Here is a 16,662-nt window from a genome sequence, read left to right on the forward strand (position 1 = left end):
CGAAGCTTCGTCTGGCCCGCACGGCATCAGGCGGGCGCGGCGCGCGACGCGTCGCTGCCGCCGATGGGCGCGCGCTTCCGTCTGCGTTCGGACTTCAGCTTCGCGGGCTACAGCGCGCAGACGCAGGTGGTGCTGCGCGCCATGCAGCAGTACGGACTCATCCTCGCGGACAACGGTTCGAACTGGTTCTTTCAGGGGAACGTTGCGCCTTGGCCGGACCAGCTGATCTCCGAGCTGAAGCGCATCCCGGCCGGCGCGTTCGATGCGGTCGATGCGTCATCGCTCATGGTCGATCCGAACTCCGGCCTCGCCCGCGGCACGGCCGGCGTTGCGCTCGAAGCGGGTTGGCACTCGCGCTGGCAGAGCCAGTCGAACTACCTGATCATGTCGCCCGCCCAGGTCGCCGACTTCTGGATCAAGTTCACCAACACCGGTACCCAGACCTGGATCCGGGGCCTGTGGGGGCGTCAGGCGAACCTCGGCCTCAACCGCGATGACAAGGAGCCGTACCGGCTCGGCATGGCTGCGGATTGGCTCTGGGACGACCGCATCGCGACGACCACCACGCTCGCCGTCGCGCCCGGTGAGGTCGGCGAATTCCGCTTCAAGGTGCGCGCGCCGATCGCTCGCGGCGTGTACCGGCTGAACCTGCGTCCGGTGATCGACGGCACGGTCTGGCTGGAAGACCAAGGGGTGTTCTGGATCATCGACGTCCGCTAGCGGCTTGACAGTCGAACCGGGATTCGCCAAAGTGCCCGCGTTAAAACCTTTAACAAAAGGTTTCAGGTGCGGGGAGGGCTCGGCTGGCGAGGACGACGATCCACGACGTCGCGCGGAACGCAGGCGTTTCGACTGCCGCCGTGTCGCACGCCTTCAACGATCCCGAGCGCCTGCGTGCGGCCACGGTGGACAAGATCCTCACCGCGGCGCGCGATCTCGGGTACGCGCCGAACCCGCACGCGCGCGCCCTTCACTCGCGTCGCGCCGGCGTGCTCGGCGTGCTGTTTCCGCAGCCGATCGCATCGGTCTTCGCGAACCCGTTCTTCTCGACGCTGCTCGAGGGGATCGGCAGCGTGACCGACGAACGCGGTATGGGCCTCCTCACGCTGTCGCCGCTCGGCACCTCGCTGGAGCGCGCGCTCGCTACCGCTCCGGTCGACGGCTTCGTGATCCTCGGCCTCGATGAGAAGCACGCGGACGTGGCGCCCCTGCGCAAGCGCGGCGTTCCGTTCGTCATCGTGGACGGCGACGCGGAGACCGCATCCTCGGTGAACGTCGACGATGAGGGCGGCGCCTACGCGGCCGCGGATCTGCTGCTGACGCGCGGGCACCGCGACATCTTGGTGCTTACTTTTCACGCTCCGCCGGAAGAGCTCGACAAAGACCTCGGCGTTCGCGGCCGGCGTCTGCGTGGTTATCGCCGTGCGTTCGCGAAGCATGACGTCAAAGTCGCAGGGGACCACGTCGTTCGCACGTTCGTCTCGCTCGATGGCGGTGATGAGGCGTTCAGCGCGGCATGGGCGACCGGCCTCAGGCCGACCGCGGTGCTGGCGGTCAGCGACATCATGGCGCTCGGCGCGGTCCGCGCAGCGCGACGGATCGGTGTAGAAGTGCCCGATGAGCTCGAGGTCATCGGCTTCGACGACATCCCGCTCGCTTCGGCCAGCCAGCCGGCCCTGAGCACGGTGCACCAGCCGATCGCTGAGAAGGGGCGCATCGCGACGCGCCTTCTGATCCGCGCGCTCGATGAAGGCGCGGCGCGCGAGACGATCGTGCTGCCAACCGAGCTGCGGCTACGTGAATCCACCAGCGACATGGGCGTGAGGAACGCCGAGAGGGCGAAGGGAGGGCCGTATCGGAGACCGAAGTCAGATCTCATCCGCGTCGCGTCGCGCTAGCGGCGCGTCGCGTCATCGCGACAGCTATGGGAAAGGAACGGGCATGAAGCTAAAGGCGATCGCGCTACTCACCATCGCGCTGCTGGTGTCGACCGCGTGCGGCGGCGGGACGAGCAGCACCGGAGGCGGCGTTGCCGCGGGTTCGATCAAGGGAAACATCACGCTCTGGCACGCGTACGGGACCGGCGGTTCCGAGGAGACAGCTCTCAACGGGATCATCGACACGATCAAGAAGGCCAACCCTGACGCCAAGATCACCGTCCTGCAGGTCCCATTCGACCAGGTCTTCAACAAGTTCCAGACCGAGGCCGCGGCAGGCGGCGGTCCCGATCTCTTCACCGCGCCGAACGACGAGCTCGGCAATGAGGTCCGCGCGAACCTGCTGCTCGCCCTCGACGACAAGCTGAAGGGCAAGCTCGACAAGGTCGCGCCGCTGGGCGTCGACGGCCTGAAGGTCGCCGGGAAGCTCTACGGCATCCCGATGCTCTTCAAGGCGGTCGCGCTCTACTACAACAAGGACAAGGTGCCGACCCCGCCGAAGACGACCGATGAGCTCATGACCATGGTCAAAGCGGGAAAGACGATCGTGCAGAACCAGAACGGCTACCACCTCTTCGGCTGGCCGGCGGCGTTCGGCGGCAAGCTGCTCGACGACTCGGGCAAGTGCGTCGCCGATCAGGGCGGCTGGGCCGACGCGATGCAGTACCAGCTGGCTCTCAAGGCTGCAGGCGGCAAGTTCGAGACCGACGGCGGCCGCGCAGACACGTCCTTCCGCCAGGGACAGGTCGACATGATCATCAACGGACCGTGGGTCCTCGGCGACTACAAGAAGGATCTCGGCGCCAAGCTCGGCGTCGCGCCGATGCCGGCAGGCCCGAAGGGCAAGGCCGGACCGCTCACCGGCGTCGATGGCTGGTACATCAACAACAGCGCGAAGAACGTTGACGGCGCCATCGCGCTGGCGCTCGCCATCACCGACGCCGTCGGTCAGAAGGCGTACGCGGATGTCGCGGGTGACGTGCCCGTGCGCACCGACGTCACCGTCAGCGACCCGCTCGTCAAGAGCTTCGCCGACGCATCGGCCACCGGGTTCGCGCGCCCGCAGAGCGCGGAGTTCGCGAACTACTGGGGTCCATTCGGCGACGCGGTCACCAAGATCATCGAAGGCAAATCCACTCCGGCGGCTGGCATCGCTGAGGCATGCGCCGCCATGAACAAGGCGAACAAGAAGTAGCCGCGGCCGGGGGGCGTGCGCGAGCACGTCCCCCGGCGCATCATTCGGAGGAGCAATGGCGGCGGTCATTGACGCTTCGATAGACGACGCGAAGCTCGCCGAGCCGGCGGGGTCCAAGCGTGGTCGTCCGCGCTGGCTGACGGCTTACCTCTACATCCTGCCTGCCCTCGTGATCATGCTTGCGGTGACCTACTGGCCGATCCTCTTTCAGGTCTACATGTCGTTCACCGACTACGGGCTGCGCAACCTCCGCTTCGACGCGCCGGCCGCGAATTTCGTCGGCATCGAGAACTACGTCAACCTCATCACCAATCAGGTCGCGCAGATCGCGAACTTCAACTTCTGGGGCATGCTCGCGTTCAACCTCTTCTGGACGTTCTCGAACGTCATCTTCCACATCACGATCGGCATCCTCATCGCCGTGCTGTTGAACGCGAAGGGTCTCTGGTTCCGCGGCGTGTACCGCGCGATTTTCGTTCTCCCGATCGTGATCCCCACCCTCGTCGTCGCGACCGTGTGGCGGAACATGTTCGACACGGACTACGGCGCCATCAATCAGGGTCTCGCGGCGATCGGCGGCATCTTCGGCATGTCACCGGACGTGTTCCATATCCGCTGGATCGACCAGGTCGACCCGCCGGTCAGCTGGATCCCGCTCCCGCTCTCGTACTTCGCGCTGCTCATCACGAACATCTGGCTGGGCTGGCCGTTCATGACGATCATCGCGACGGGCGCACTGCAGAGCATCAGCAAGGAGTACTACGAGGCCGCGTCGATCGATGGCGCGTCGGCCCGCCAGCAGTTCTTCAACATCACGCTCCCGCTGCTCCGGCCGGCGATGATCCCCGCGGCGATGTACGGGATGATCGTGACCTTCAACCTCTTCAACCTGATCTACATGGTCTCGGGTGGTGGCCCGCTGCGGCAGACCGAGATCCTGGTCACGACGGCGTTCCGGTTGGTCAACGAGAACCGTCTGTACGGCCTGGCCGCGGCGTTCGGGATCTACACGATGATCATCCTGCTCGTCCTGACGCTGCTCACGAACCGGATCACGAAGGCGACCGAAAGCTATGTCTAAGGTGCTGGCGCAGGGGACGCTCCCGATCGCGCGGCCACGCATATTCAGCCTGGCTCGCGTCCGCGAACGCGCGACCGGCGGTGGCAGCCCACTCGGCCGGCAGCTGATGCTCCAGGCCCTCCTCATCTTCATCAGCTTCACTGTGCTCTTCCCGCTCCTCTGGGTCGTCAGCATGTCGCTCGATCCGCGCAACATCTCGCGTCCGACGGAGCTCACGCTGATCCCGCCGGGCGCCTCATTGCAGGCGTACATCGACGTGCTGAACAAGCCGACCTCGAACCCGGTGACGCTGCCGCAGCTAGTGTTCAACAGCTTTCTGCTCGGCGCGGGCGTTTCATTCGGTTCGCTGGCGCTCGGCGTCGCGGCCGCCTACGCGTTCTCGCGCTTCCTGTTCCCCGCGCGGCAGGCGCTGATGATCGCGATCGTCGCGGTCCTCATGGTGCCGTCCGTCGCCGCGCTCGCGCCGCTCTTCGTGCTGCTGAACAAGATCACGATCGACATGGGCGATTTCAACTTCAATCTGCGCAACTCGCTGCTCGGCGTCGGTCTCGCCCTCACCTCCGGTGCGCTGCCGTTCGCGATCTGGAACCTCAAGGGGTACATCGACACGATCCCGAAGGAGCTCGAGGAGGCCGCGCTGCTCGACGGGTGCAACTCGACCCAGACGTTCCTGCGGATCATGTTGCCGCTCGCGACGCCGGCGCTCGCGGTCACGGCGTTCCTGGGCTTCCTCACGGGCTGGACCGAGTTCGTGATGTCGTGGCAGTTCCTCACCAATCCCGAGAACTTCACGCTGGCGATGGCGCTGTGGGGCATGACCGGCCAGTACGCGGCGAACACGCCGTGGTCGAAGTTCTCCGCGATGGCGATCCTCGTCGCGCTGCCCGTGTCGGTGGTGTACCTGTCGCTGCAGCGCTACATCGTCGGCGGGCTCACCGTCGGCGGGGTGAAGGGCTAAGCCGACTGCGTCTCGCAGCGATCCAACACCGCGCCCGCGCCCCGTACGTGCAGCCGCTGGCCGGCGAGCGCTTCTACGTTCGTCTCGTCGCCGAGGCAGGTGATCTGAGCCGCGTGATCTGCCGCTTCGCCGACAAGTACGAGCTGGGCCACGAGAGCGACCTCGCCCTCGTGCGCGAGGCATCCGACGGCGTTCGCGACTACTGGACCGGCGTGCTCCCTGTGCCGACGTCGCGCCTGCGCTACTTCTTCCACCTGACCGGCACGGACGGCTCGATGACCTTTCTGTCAGAGCACGGCTTCACGCCCGCGCCGCCGCCGCGCCGCTTCCACGCTGGGTACTTCTTCTACCCGTACGACCTGCCCGCCGACCGATTCGCGCTGCCTGCCTGGGTCCCGGGCACGACCTTCTATCTCATCTTTCCCGATCGCTTCGCGAACGGCGATCACTCGAACGACCCGCCGTGGGTGCGGCCGTGGGGTGAGATCCCGACGGCGCGATCGTTCTTCGGCGGCGATCTCGCCGGCATCCGGCAGCGCCTCGCCTGGCCCCGCGACCTCGGTGTAGGGTGCCTGTATCTCACGCCGGTCTTCACCTCGCCGTCGAATCACAAATACGACCCGGCGGACTACGACCACGTCGATCCGCAGTTCGGCACCGACGAGGATCTGGCCGGGCTGGTACGCGAGTCCCACGACGCGGGCATGCGCGTCATGCTCGACGGCGTCTTCAATCACGCCGGCGACGAATGGGCCGCGTTCCGCGACGTGCGCGAGAAGGGCGCCGCGAGCGCGTATCGCGACTGGTTCTTCCGCATCGACGGGTTCCCGGTGGACAGCGAGCGGGTGAACTACGAGACCTTCGCGAACCGCATCCGCAATCACCCCAAGCTCAACACCGCGAACCCCGAGCTGCGCGAGTACCTCGTCGGTGTCGGCGAGCGCTGGGTGCGCGACGCGGACATCGATGGCTGGCGGCTCGATGTCGCGAACGAGGTCGATCATCGGTTCTGGCGCGCCTTCCGCGACCGCGTCAAGGCGGCCAAGCCCGACGCGTTCATCGTCGGCGAGGTCTGGCACGACGCGATCCGCTGGCTCGACGGCGCGCAGTTCGACTCCGTCATGCATTACCCGTGGCGTGACGCGGTGCTCCAGTACCTGAACCGCGGCGTCTCCCCGTCGCGCTTCGCGGGCTGGACGACGTCCATCCGCCACATGTACGAGCCCGCGGTCGAGGCAGGGCTCATGCATTTGCTCGGCAGCCACGACACCGCGCGCATCCGGACCGAGCTCGGCGGCAGCGCCGACCGGGCATTTCAGGCAGCCGTGCTGCTGCTCACCGCATCGGGCGCGCCGCTCGTCTATTACGGCGACGAGATCGGGATGGAGGGCGGCGACGATCCAGACTGCCGCCGCTGCATGGAGTGGGATGAGAGCAAGCACGATCGGCGCATCCTTCACGCGCACCGCACGCTCATCGCCCTGCGCCGGTCACGTCCCTGGCTCGCGTGGGGTGCATTCGAGGATCTCGTCGCCGACGATGCACGCGAGATCTACGCGTACCGCCGCGTCGCGCGCGGTCCGCTCTCGCTCAATGGAGCGAACGGCGATGCCGTCTACGTCGCGCTCAACACCGGAGACCGGGACGCCAAGGTCCGCCTTCCGGCAGACGGCGCGCGTCTGACCGACGTGCTCTCCACCGAGCCTGTCGCGATCCACAAAGGTGAGGCGCTGATCACACTTCCAGCGGGCGGCGCCGCCGTGCTGGTGCCGGAGCCGCGCTGACGCGCGTCCTGGCGGCGGCGCTCTTCGTCGTCGCGTCGGCTCTGCCGTTCCGCGTCGTCCAGGCGCTTCCGTGGACCGCCCTGCCCGCTGCGGTCACGGACTGGAGCAACGAAGTCGTCTACATGGTCATGACCGACCGCTTCCGCAACGGCGATACATCGAACGATCTCGACAGCGACGGGACGCGTGCCAACTCGTGGCACGGCGGCGATCTGCAGGGCGTGATCGACGAGCTGCAGTACATCAAGGGCCTCGGGATGACCGCGATCTGGATCACGCCCGTGGTGGAGCAGATGCCGGGCGGATATCACGGCTACTGGACGCGCGACCTGTACAAGGTCGATCCGCATCTCGGCGACATGGCAAAGCTGGCCGAGCTGGTGCGCCGCGCGCACGCGCTGGGTCTAAAGATCGTGCTCGACGTCGTCGTGAACCACGTCGGGCAGCGGAATCCCTGGGTCACCGACGGCGCGCACGCGGGCTGGTTCCACCCGGATTGCGTCATGAACTTCGCGGACCAGAGCAGCGTCGAGAATTGCTGGCTCGCGGGGCTCCCAGACTTCGACACGGAGAACCCGACCGTCCGCGCGTATCTCACGGACTGGTCGTTGTGGCTCATCGACCAGACGAACGTCGACGGCTTCCGCGTCGACGCCGCGCGCCATCTGTCGAAGGACTTCCTGAAGGCGTGGACCGGAGCGATCAAGGCGAAGCATCCCGGCTTCTGGCTCTTGGGTGAGATCTACAGCTCGGGCTACCGCTATCAGTCCGGCTTCCTCGACGCAGGACTCGACGCGGTCACGGACTTCCAGACCTACGACGTGATCCGCACCGGACTTTCCGAGCCCGGCAACCTCTCGCAGCTTTCGCTACCGCCGGCACTGGCCGCGAACGACATCGGCGCGGGTCATGAGAACGCGCGCGCGATCTTCCTCGACAACCACGACGTGCCGCGCTTCGTCGGGCCCGATCCGCCGAGCGCGACGACGCTGTCGCGACTGCGTCAGGGGCTGGTCTATCTGTTCACGATGCCCGGGACGCCGGTGCTCTATTACGGCACCGAGATCGCGCTGCCTGGCGGGCCCGACCCGGATGACCGGCGGAACATGAGCTGGACCGAGGCCGGGTCCGACATCCGAAGTCTCGTGACGAAGCTCGCGCAGCTGCGGCGCGAGAAGCTGGCGAGCGGAGGGTTCGTCGAGCTCGTCGCCAGCCCACAGGAGCTCGCTTATGCACGCCGCAACGGCACGACTACTGCGGTCGTCGTCTTCAATGGCGATGCGAAGGCGGCACGGACGGTGCGCGTGCCCGTGGCATCGCTCGGGCTCGGCAACGACGTGAGCGCCACCGATGCCCTTGCTACGCAAGGCGCGGCGGTCCTCTCACGCGACGGTGCTCTCTCGATCGATGTTCCCGCGCGTGGCGCGAGCGTGTGGCTCGTGTCCGCGCGCGCACCGGATGGTCTGCCGCCACTCGCGCTCGCGGTGCTGGTGTTGTTGGTCGCGTTCGTTGGTGGCTTGGCGCTGCGGCGCCGGCTCAGCTGAGCCGCGCGACGAGCCCGTCATTCGGCCCCAGCTCGATCGCGTTTCGCAGCGTGTCGCCGGTGCGCCCGTCCGACGTGGACAGCACGACACTGGCGTCCTCTGTGATCGCGATGCGGCTCGGGTGGTCCTGGAAATTGAGCGCGACCATCAATCGCTCCCCATCCGCCTCGCGGAGGTAGGCGAACACGCCACGCGGTGCCCGGAGCGAGCGGTACGAGCCGGCTCGCAGCGCGGGCGAGCCGTGACGTAGCCAGATGACCCGGCGGTAGAACGAGAAGAGCGACCCGGGATCGTCGCGCTGGGCGGCGACGTTCACCTGCTCGGCGTTGGCGGCCATCGGTAGCCACGGCCGCCCGGTCGTGAAACCCGCGTTCGCGGTCGCATCCCACTGCATCGGCGTCCGCTCCGGGTCGCGGCCGTCGACGTCGACGATGCGCTCGCGTAGGATCGGAACATCGGTCATGCCGATCTCCTCGCCGTAGTAGATGAACGGCGTGCCGCGCAGCGTGAGAAGCATGAGCGCCGCCACGCGCGCCCGATGTGGTCCGTAGCGGCTCGCCGCGCGCGACCGATCGTGGTTGGAAAGCGTGTAGTCCGGCCACGCGTGTAGCGGGAGCAGCCGCTCCCACTCCTCGACGATCGCGCGGAACCGCTCCGCGCTCCACGGCTGGCGGAGGAAGTTGAAGTTGAATGGCATGTGCAGCTCGTCGTCGTTTCCGTAGTAGCGCACCAGACTCGAGAGCTTTCGCGACGAGACCTCACCCACCGCCATACGGTCGTTGTACTCATTGAGGAGCCGGCGCCACCGCCGATGGACCTCGTGGACCTCGTCGAGCTCCCAGTTGTGACGTGGCCGCCGCTTCGCGAAGAGCCTGGGGTTGTTCCGAAGCTGCTTGTCCTTCACCAGGCTGTGCGCGACATCGATGCGGAACCCGTCCACGCCGCGGTCGAGCCAGAAGCGCATGACGTCGTCGATGGCTCGGCGCACGTCTTCGTTCCACCAGTTGAGGTCGGGCTGCTCGGGCAGGAAGTGATGGAGGTAGTACTGGCCGGTCGCCGGGTCGAGCGTCCACGCCGCTCGCTTCTCCGCGGACCCGAACACGGCCCGCCAGTTGTTCGGCGGACCGCCGTTCCGAGGGTCGGCCCACACGTACCAGTCCCGCTTGGGATCGTTGCGCGACGAACGCGAGGCGACGAACCACGGATGCTCGGACGAGGTGTGGTTCGGTACGAGATCGACGAGCACGCGGATCCCGCGGCGATGCGCCTCTTCCAGGAGACGATCGAAATCGTCGAGCGTGCCGAAGATCGGATCGACGTCGCGGTAGTCGGAGACGTCGTAGCCGAAGTCCTTCATCGGCGAGCGATAGAACGGCGAGAGCCAGATCGCTTGGACGCCGAGCGACCGTGGGCTGCCGTCGTTCAGGTGATCGAGCCGCTGCGTGATGCCACGCAGGTCGCCGACGCCGTCCCCGTTCGAGTCCTGGAACGAACGCGGGTAGATCTGGTAGAAGACGCCCTCGCGCCACCATGAACCGCGCAATGTTTCGTGAATGTAACGTCGGCGGGCACATGCCCTGCAGCCATGACATCGCAGGGGGTCGTGATGAAAGAGCAGATGCAGACACCACGCAACCACGAAGGGGAGCCGCCGACCCACGAACCCAAAGAGACCACGCAGCGGCTGGAGCAGAAGGCCGACGAGCAGCAGGGCGAGTCCAATCGGGCGCGCACCGAAGACAAGGCGCGCGAAGCGCGCGAAGGCCGCAAAGCCAACGAGGGCAAGGTCAATACGAAGGGCCGTGAGGTGCACTTCGGCGGCTAGCGGCTAACCTCGCTTCGGTGAGCGAAGCGGGCCTGCAGGATCGCTATGCGCCGAACGGCACATGTTTCGGCTGCGGGCCACGCAACGAGAAGGGTCTTCGCATCAAGAGCCACGTTCGCGGCGACGACGTCGTCGCGACGTGGCGCGCGGAGAAGTTCCACGAGGCGTTCGACGGCGTCCTCTCCGGCGGCATAATCGGCACCCTCATGGACTGCCACTCGAACTGGACAGCCGCATACCACCTCATGAAGCGCGCCGGCGCCGAAACCCCGCCGCCGATGGTCACCGCGGAGTACACGATCAGGATGCGCCGGCCGACGCCGACCGATGGCGAGATCGAGCTCGTCGCGCATCCCGTCGACGTGTCAGACGATCGCGCGACGGTCGAGGCGGAGCTGCGCGCGGGCGGCAAGGTATGCGCGACGTCCACGGGCGTGTTCGTGGCGGTGAAACCGGGACATCCCGCGTATCACCGGTGGTGACCGCCGTTCGCGTGCGGTCGAGCAGCCTTCTTGCGTCGTACCAGCAGCAGGCGGCCAACGAAGATCGCGATGAACACCAGTGGGATGCCGACCGCGATGTACCCGATGTACGGCTCGATGAGATCGTCGATCTGCGGACCCACGAGCGCGCCGAGGAACACCCAGCCCGTCCAGTAGAGGGTCGCGGCGACGAAGACGCCCGACGAGAAGCGCCACACCGGCACCTCCGCGGTGCCCGCGACGAGGGACATCGCCACGCGCAGTCCAGGGATGAGGCGTCCGACGAGCACACCGCGGAATCCGTAGCGGTGCACGCGCTCGATCCATTCATCGACGGTCCGCGTACTCACATCCAACCAACCCGCAAGACGATGCGCTACCGGTAGGCCCCAGCGCCGGGCGACGAAGTACGGCAGCAGGGTCCCGGTGGTCGAGGCCGTCGCGCAGGTGAGGATGACCCGCGCGAGCTCGACCGGATCGTCGCGCGCGCGATAGCCGTAGAACGCGATGACCAGGTCGCCTGGCGCTGGAAGCGGTATGCCGGCTTCCTCGATCGCGATGATCAGAAACAGCGTGACGAACTGGTGGGCCGCGACGACGCCAAGGAGCCGGCGGATCGCGTCCTCGAAGAACGCGCGCAGAGCTAGCCCGTCCTCTCGAACGCGAGGACCTGCCAGATCAACCCGTGGCGATGTTCGGCGAGCCGCATTCCGTGTCGCTCCGCGGTCGCGAGCACCGCGGCCGTCGAGTGGACGAACGATCGAAACGTGCTGCCGCGCAGCCGGAACCATGCGTTCCCCGCGGCTAGACCGACGCGGATCCACCACCGCTCGACGGGGAACGTAAGGAGCAGAAGGCGGCGCGCGTGATCGGCGGCCGCGCCAACGAGCGCGTCTGCGTCCGGATAGCAACACACCACTCGTTGCAACACAACGACGTCCGCGGCCGGGATGGCGTCGGCCTCGCGCACGAAATCGCCGAGACGCCGTTCCATCTGGTCGCCGAGCCCTCGCTCGCGGATCAGCTCGGAAGCCACGTGTTCGTATTGCGTCGCGAGCTCGACATTCAACGCGCGAGCCGCTCCGTCTCGCAGCAGCTCGAGCTGTATCGCGCCAACGCCACCGCCGACCTCGAGCACGCTGTATCCAGGTGACATGCGCGCGCGTACGAAATCGACGATGCGCCGCGCATCGTCGGTCAGACCCTTACGTGCGTACTCTCGCGCCTTCGCCCTGGCGTTCTTCTCGTCAAAGAGCTTGTCATAGTCGCCGGGGCGGCAGCATCCGCCCACTGGCTCGGGTCAGCGCACCGTCGCGTCGCGAACCGACGCGCGACGACGCATGAACACGATGCCGACCACGATCAGAACGACCGCCCCCGCGATGAGGATCTCGAGCGCCCCGCTACCAAAGTCGGGGTCGATGCCAAAGACCTGCTCGATCCAGTCCACCGGATGCCTCCCACGCGATTTGCGCAAACGCGCTGCTCGCAAGAGGCTACCCGCTTCGCGACCTTCACGTTTCCAAACGCGTAGGCTCGGCGCTCACGCTCTTTCGTGGGGAGGATGCGATATGCCTGCTCGCCGACGCAGCGGTGCCTCCCGCACCGCCATCATCCCGAACTTCCTCGACAAGCTCGAGTGGCGCAACGCGGGACCGTTCCGCGGTGGGCGCGTCGGCGCGGTGGCTGGCGATCCCCGCGACCGCAACACCTTCTACATGGGTTCGACGGGCGGCGGCGTGTGGAAGACGGGCGACGGCGGCCTGTACTGGGAGAACGTGTCGGACGGCTTCTTCAAGCGCGCGTCCGTCGGCGCGATCGCGGTCTCGCGCTCCGACCCGAACGTGATCTACGTCGGCATGGGTGAGAGTTGCATCCGCGGGAACGTTTCGCATGGCGACGGCGTGTATCGCTCGACGGACGCGGGCAAGACGTGGATCCACCTTGGTCTCGAGAAGACACGCAACATCGGCAAGGTCCGCGTCCATCCGGATGACCCGGACACCGTCTACGTCGCGGCCCTCGGTCACGCGCATGGAGCGAACACCGAGCGCGGTGTCTACCGCTCGCGCGACGGCGGGAAGACCTGGAAGCGCGTGCTCTATCGGAGCGATCGCGCCGGCGCGATCGACATCTCGATGGATCCGAACAACCCGCGCATCCTCTACGCGACGATCTGGGAGGCGGTGCGCCGACCGCACGAGCTGGTGTCCGGCGGTCCGGGCAGCGGCATCTTCCGGTCGAACGACGCGGGCGACACGTGGACCGAGATCAGCCGCGCGCGCGGCCTGCCCCAGGGCACGCTGGGGAAGATCGGCATCGCCGTTTCGCCGGCGAAGAGCGGCCGGGTGTTCGCGATCGTCGAAGCCGAGGACGGCGCGGTGTTCCGCTCGGACGACGGCGGCGACAGCTGGGAGCGCGGGTCCGAGGACCGCAACCTCCGTCAGCGCGCCTGGTACTACCACCACATCTACGCCGACCCGAAGGACCCGGAGACCGCGTGGGTGCTCAACGTCGACGCGTGGAGATCGAGCGATGGCGGCAAGACGTTCGTGCAGATGTCGATCCCGCACGGCGACCACCACGATCTGTGGATCGATCCGGGCGACCCGAACCGCATGGTCGAGGGCAACGACGGCGGTGCGGTCGTGTCGTTCAATGGCGGCGAGAGCTGGTCCGGCGTCTACAACCAGCCGACAGCGGAGTTCTATCACGTCATCACCGACAACCAGACGCCGTACCGCATCTATGGCGCGCAGCAGGACAACACGACGATGACGGTGCCGAGCCGCGCGCCGATCGCCGGCGTCACCGGCGCCGACTCGTTCCAGATCGGCGGCGGCGAGTCCGGCTACATCGCGGTCCGTCCTGACGATCCGAACATCGTCTTCGCCGGCAACTACCAGGGGCAGATCACGCGCTGGGACCGTCGCACGAACCAGTCGCGATGGATCATGGTCTGGCCCGAGTCGAGCTCGGGCGAGGGCGCCGATGCGGTGAAGTACCGCTTCCAGTGGACCGCGCCGATCGTGCTCTCGCCGCACGACCCCAACGTTCTCTATCAGACCGGCAACCGCGTCTTCCGGTCGCGCGATGAGGGCGCGTCGTGGGACGCGATCAGCCCCGATCTCACGCGCAACGACAAGTCGCGTCTCGGCGCGTCGGGCGGGCCGATCACGAAAGACAACACCGGCGCCGAGTACTACTGCACGATCTTCGCGTTCGCTGAGTCGCCGCTGCAGCGCGGCGTCCTGTGGGCAGCGAGCGACGACGGCCTGGTGCACGTCTCGCGCGACGATGGCAAGAGCTGGAAGAACGTGACACCGAAAGGCATCGGCGCCTGGGCGCTCATGTCGATCATCGAGGCGTCGCCCCACGACGCCGCGGTCGCGTACCTGGCGGCGACGCGGTACAAGCAGGACGACTTCCGGCCGTATCTCTTCAAGACCAGGGACTACGGCAAGACGTGGACGAAGATCACGAGCGGGATCGCCGACGATGACTTCACGCGCGTGATCCGCGAGGATCCGGCGAAGCGCGGGCTTCTGTACGCGGGGACGGAGACGGGCGTGTACGTGTCGTTCGACGACGGGTCACGATGGCACCGGCTGGGCGGCAACCTGCCGGTGGTGCCGATCCATGACCTCGTGATCAAGGACGACGACCTCGTGCTCGGCACGCACGGCCGCTCGTTCTGGGTGCTGGACGATCTGCAGCCGCTGCGTCAGTACGGCGCGCAGGTCGCGCGCTCGAAGGCGCACCTCTTCGCGCCAAAGGTCACGGTGCGCTACCGCACCGACATGGGCTTCCCGCAGCCGCCAAAGATCGGCAAGAACTACCGCATGACCGGCGCGACGATGGTCACCTATCGCCAGCGCGAGAAGCCGACCGGCGAGAAGGTCGCGATCAACATCGACGCCGGCACCAACCCGCCGACCGGCGTGCTGGTGCAGTACTGGCTGCGCGATAAGGCGAAGGTCGAGGCGAAGCTGGCGTTCCTCGACTCGCGCGGCAAGCTCATACGCGAGTACAAGAGCGATCCCAACGCGACAGAGGAGGCCGCGAAGAAGGCCAACGAGCCGCAGAAGACGCCGGCGCAGGGGACCGCGCAGCCGCCGGCGACCAAGGAGCAGAAGGTCCCGGTCGAGGCCGGCCTCAACCGCTTCCTGTGGAATATGCGCCTGCCCGACGCGACGAAGATCGAAGGCGAGGGCGGAACGTGGGATGCGTTCGAAGCGCAGCTTGCCGGACCGCAGGTCGCGCCCGGCGCGTATCGCGTGCGACTCACCGTCGCGGGCGAGAGGCTTGAGGCGCCCTTCGCGGTGGAGAAGGATCCGCGCGTGTCCGCGAGCCAGCGCGATCTCGACGAGCAGGCGGCGCTCGGGCTGCGGATCAACGAGAAGCTGAGCCAGACGCACGAAACGATCAACGCGATCCGGCGGCTCAAGTCGCAGCTCGACGCGTGGGAGGCACGCGCGAAGGACCAGGGCGGGCAGGCGCGAGTGGCGAAAGCCGCGTCGTCGCTGCGTCTGAAAACGAGTGCGATCGAGGAGCAGCTCGTCCAGGTCAAGGCGAAGAGCCGTCAGGACACGCTGAACTACCCGGCGATGCTCAACGCGAAGCTGGTGTCGCTCGGCGCGTATGTCGGCGGCGCCGACTTCGCTCCGACGCAGGGCATGCGCGATGTGTTCGCGGATCTCACGAAGCGTCTCGACGCGCAGATCGCGAAGTGGGACGCGCTCGTGAAGGGCGAGGTCGCGGCCTTCGACAGGGTCGTGCGCTCGTCGGGCGTGCCCGCCGTGGGAGCGGGGAAGGCTAAGCGGTCTTCGCGACCGGCTCGCGCGACTCGCGAACGATCGCGCGCAGCCGCCGCAACCCGCGTATGAAGTAGAACCGGAAGATCAGGCTCGCGACCACGCGCTTCAAGCCCGTCGCGCTCCCAACGCGAAGGGAAAAGTGGAGGCGCGTCCGGTCACTGCCGAGCGGCGCGAACGAGTACGTAGCGTAGGCCTCCGGGCCGTCACCGTACATCCACATCGTGAGCTCGCGCGGCGGATCGTCGCGGATGACCTCGAAGATCGTCTTCCGGTTGGCGCCGTGCTCGCAGTGGTACGCCGCGTTCGCGAGCGTCCCGCGCGCGCCGCTCTTCAGCGTGATGTTCGGCGCGCCGGCGACGCGCTGCATCGTCGACGGTCGCACGAGCTCGGCGTAGACGTTCGCCGGCGGGGCATCGAGCGTGGCCGTCAGCGTGAAGTCGGCGTCGCGCGGCGTCACGCGCTGCGTGAGCTGCTGGTACGCGCGCTCGCGCAGATCGTGGAGGTCACGGTAGCCCGCCTCGACATGCCCGAGGTCGTAGTCCTCGCTGATCGGCACGAACCGCTCGCGCGCGAGTGCGGGCAGCCGTTCGAGAACGGAATTCGTCGCGAGGATGTACTCGTGGGACGGCACGTGGTTCTTGAGCAGGCGAAACGCGATGTTCACGTCGGCGCCGACCAGGTCGACCGTGCCGCGGACGCTCACGGTCGAGTACGTGCCGTGCTGCGCGACGAACTTCAGCGTCAGGTTCGGAACGCTGCGGCACGCGTTGCACGGGCACGTCGTCGCCGCCACCATCGCGCGCACGCGCCGATGAAATGACAGGAACGCATCCTCGAGGCAGGGGATCACCTCGTCCTCCTCGCCGACGCAGATGAGCGCGTCCCCCTGGATGCGCGAGAGACGCAGGTGTCTTTCGAGCTCCCGTGAGGTGACCTCGAGAAGCTCGCCGAGGATCTCCCGCGAGTGCTCGATCTCGGTGTCCGCGACGAACGTCGTGTATCCGGAGATGTCGGCGATCGCGATGTAACCGGTGGTCTG

The 16,662-nt window shown here is 67.1% G+C and carries 15 protein-coding genes; 10 read left to right on the plus strand and 5 right to left on the minus strand.

Translation table 11 applies throughout. The annotated features are described in order from the left end of the window. The 7 genes from VI056_14405 to VI056_14435 form a co-directional block, all read left to right on the plus strand. Positions 1-720 (plus strand): hypothetical protein (locus VI056_14405; GenBank protein ID HEY6204216.1); only part of this gene is annotated, 720 nt, incomplete at its 5' end. A gap of 98 nt (positions 721-818) precedes the next feature. Beyond that, positions 819-1,898, plus strand: a complete 1,080-nt coding sequence (locus tag VI056_14410) for a LacI family DNA-binding transcriptional regulator (GenBank protein HEY6204217.1) — start codon at positions 819-821, stop codon at positions 1,896-1,898. 43 nt (positions 1,899-1,941) lie between these two features. After that, positions 1,942-3,132, plus strand: coding sequence for an extracellular solute-binding protein (locus VI056_14415; protein ID HEY6204218.1), 1,191 nt, complete (start codon positions 1,942-1,944; stop codon positions 3,130-3,132). 55 nt (positions 3,133-3,187) lie between these two features. Beyond that, the gene (locus VI056_14420) at positions 3,188-4,213 is read left to right on the plus strand and encodes a sugar ABC transporter permease (GenBank protein HEY6204219.1); all 1,026 of its coding nucleotides are present in this window, start codon (positions 3,188-3,190) and stop codon (positions 4,211-4,213) included. Next, the gene (locus tag VI056_14425) at positions 4,206-5,171 is read left to right on the plus strand and encodes an ABC transporter permease subunit (protein ID HEY6204220.1); all 966 of its coding nucleotides are present in this window, start codon (positions 4,206-4,208) and stop codon (positions 5,169-5,171) included. The genes VI056_14420 and VI056_14425 overlap by 8 nt, the downstream gene beginning before the upstream one ends. After that, a complete protein-coding gene (locus VI056_14430; GenBank protein ID HEY6204221.1) occupies positions 5,057-6,955 on the plus strand; it encodes a glycoside hydrolase family 13 protein in 1,899 nt (632 codons plus the stop codon). Before VI056_14425 ends, VI056_14430 begins: the two co-directional genes overlap by 115 nt. Positions 6,956-7,083: 128 nt before the next feature. Further along, positions 7,084-8,499, plus strand: coding sequence for an alpha-amylase family glycosyl hydrolase (locus VI056_14435; GenBank protein ID HEY6204222.1), 1,416 nt, complete (start codon positions 7,084-7,086; stop codon positions 8,497-8,499). On the opposite strand, the gene VI056_14440 is transcribed toward VI056_14435, so the two are convergent. After that, the gene (locus tag VI056_14440) at positions 8,492-10,042 is read right to left on the minus strand and encodes an alpha-amylase family glycosyl hydrolase (GenBank protein HEY6204223.1); all 1,551 of its coding nucleotides are present in this window, start codon (positions 10,040-10,042) and stop codon (positions 8,492-8,494) included. The two genes, VI056_14435 and VI056_14440, sit on opposite strands and share 8 nt — an antisense overlap. 63 nt (positions 10,043-10,105) lie before the next feature. On the opposite strand from VI056_14440, the gene VI056_14445 reads away from it, so the two are divergent. Together VI056_14445 and VI056_14450 are read left to right on the plus strand one after the other, a co-directional pair. Then, positions 10,106-10,324, plus strand: coding sequence for a hypothetical protein (locus VI056_14445; protein ID HEY6204224.1), 219 nt, complete (start codon positions 10,106-10,108; stop codon positions 10,322-10,324). Positions 10,325-10,341: 17 nt separating this feature from the next. After that, positions 10,342-10,806 carry a PaaI family thioesterase gene (locus VI056_14450; GenBank protein ID HEY6204225.1) on the plus strand — a complete coding sequence of 155 codons (465 nt, stop codon included), beginning with the start codon at positions 10,342-10,344 and terminating at the stop codon, positions 10,804-10,806. Here the strand turns inward: VI056_14450 and VI056_14455 are convergent. Genes VI056_14455 through VI056_14465 form a run of 3 tightly spaced genes read right to left on the minus strand, consistent with a single transcriptional unit; the run spans position 10,794 to position 12,256 of the window. Next, positions 10,794-11,567 (minus strand): DedA family protein, encoded by a 774-nt coding sequence (locus tag VI056_14455; protein ID HEY6204226.1) that lies wholly within the window; start codon positions 11,565-11,567, stop codon positions 10,794-10,796. The genes VI056_14450 and VI056_14455 overlap by 13 nt on opposite strands. After that, complete coding sequence (locus tag VI056_14460) at positions 11,450-12,097, minus strand: SAM-dependent methyltransferase (protein HEY6204227.1); 648 nt, start codon at positions 12,095-12,097, stop codon at positions 11,450-11,452. Before VI056_14460 ends, VI056_14455 begins: the two co-directional genes overlap by 118 nt. Positions 12,098-12,106: 9 nt before the next feature. Continuing rightward, positions 12,107-12,256 (minus strand): hypothetical protein, encoded by a 150-nt coding sequence (locus VI056_14465; protein ID HEY6204228.1) that lies wholly within the window; start codon positions 12,254-12,256, stop codon positions 12,107-12,109. A 121-nt stretch (positions 12,257-12,377) separates the two neighbouring features. On the opposite strand from VI056_14465, the gene VI056_14470 reads away from it, so the two are divergent. Continuing rightward, the gene (locus tag VI056_14470) at positions 12,378-15,692 is read left to right on the plus strand and encodes a glycosyl hydrolase (GenBank protein ID HEY6204229.1); all 3,315 of its coding nucleotides are present in this window, start codon (positions 12,378-12,380) and stop codon (positions 15,690-15,692) included. On the opposite strand, the gene VI056_14475 is transcribed toward VI056_14470, so the two are convergent. After that, a partial coding sequence (locus tag VI056_14475; GenBank protein ID HEY6204230.1) for a DUF2652 domain-containing protein occupies positions 15,622-16,662 on the minus strand: 1,041 nt, incomplete at its 5' end. The genes VI056_14470 and VI056_14475 overlap by 71 nt on opposite strands.

The sequence above is a fragment of the Candidatus Limnocylindria bacterium genome, from assembly GCA_036523395.1.
GTDB lineage: Bacteria > Chloroflexota > Limnocylindria > P2-11E > P2-11E > CF-39.

What these genes read in the sequence shown, in the direction of transcription:
- VI056_14415 (HEY6204218.1), top strand. Translation starts at nt 1,942, where the DNA reads ATGAAGCTAAAGGCGATCGCGCTACTCACCATCGCGCTGCTGGTGTCG.
- VI056_14420 (HEY6204219.1), top strand. Translation starts at nt 3,188, where the DNA reads ATGGCGGCGGTCATTGACGCTTCGATAGACGACGCGAAGCTCGCCGAG.
- VI056_14425 (HEY6204220.1), top strand. Translation starts at nt 4,206, where the DNA reads ATGTCTAAGGTGCTGGCGCAGGGGACGCTCCCGATCGCGCGGCCACGC.
- VI056_14435 (HEY6204222.1), top strand. Translation starts at nt 7,084, where the DNA reads ATGACCGACCGCTTCCGCAACGGCGATACATCGAACGATCTCGACAGC.
- VI056_14445 (HEY6204224.1), top strand. Translation starts at nt 10,106, where the DNA reads ATGAAAGAGCAGATGCAGACACCACGCAACCACGAAGGGGAGCCGCCG.
- VI056_14470 (HEY6204229.1), top strand. Translation starts at nt 12,378, where the DNA reads ATGCCTGCTCGCCGACGCAGCGGTGCCTCCCGCACCGCCATCATCCCG.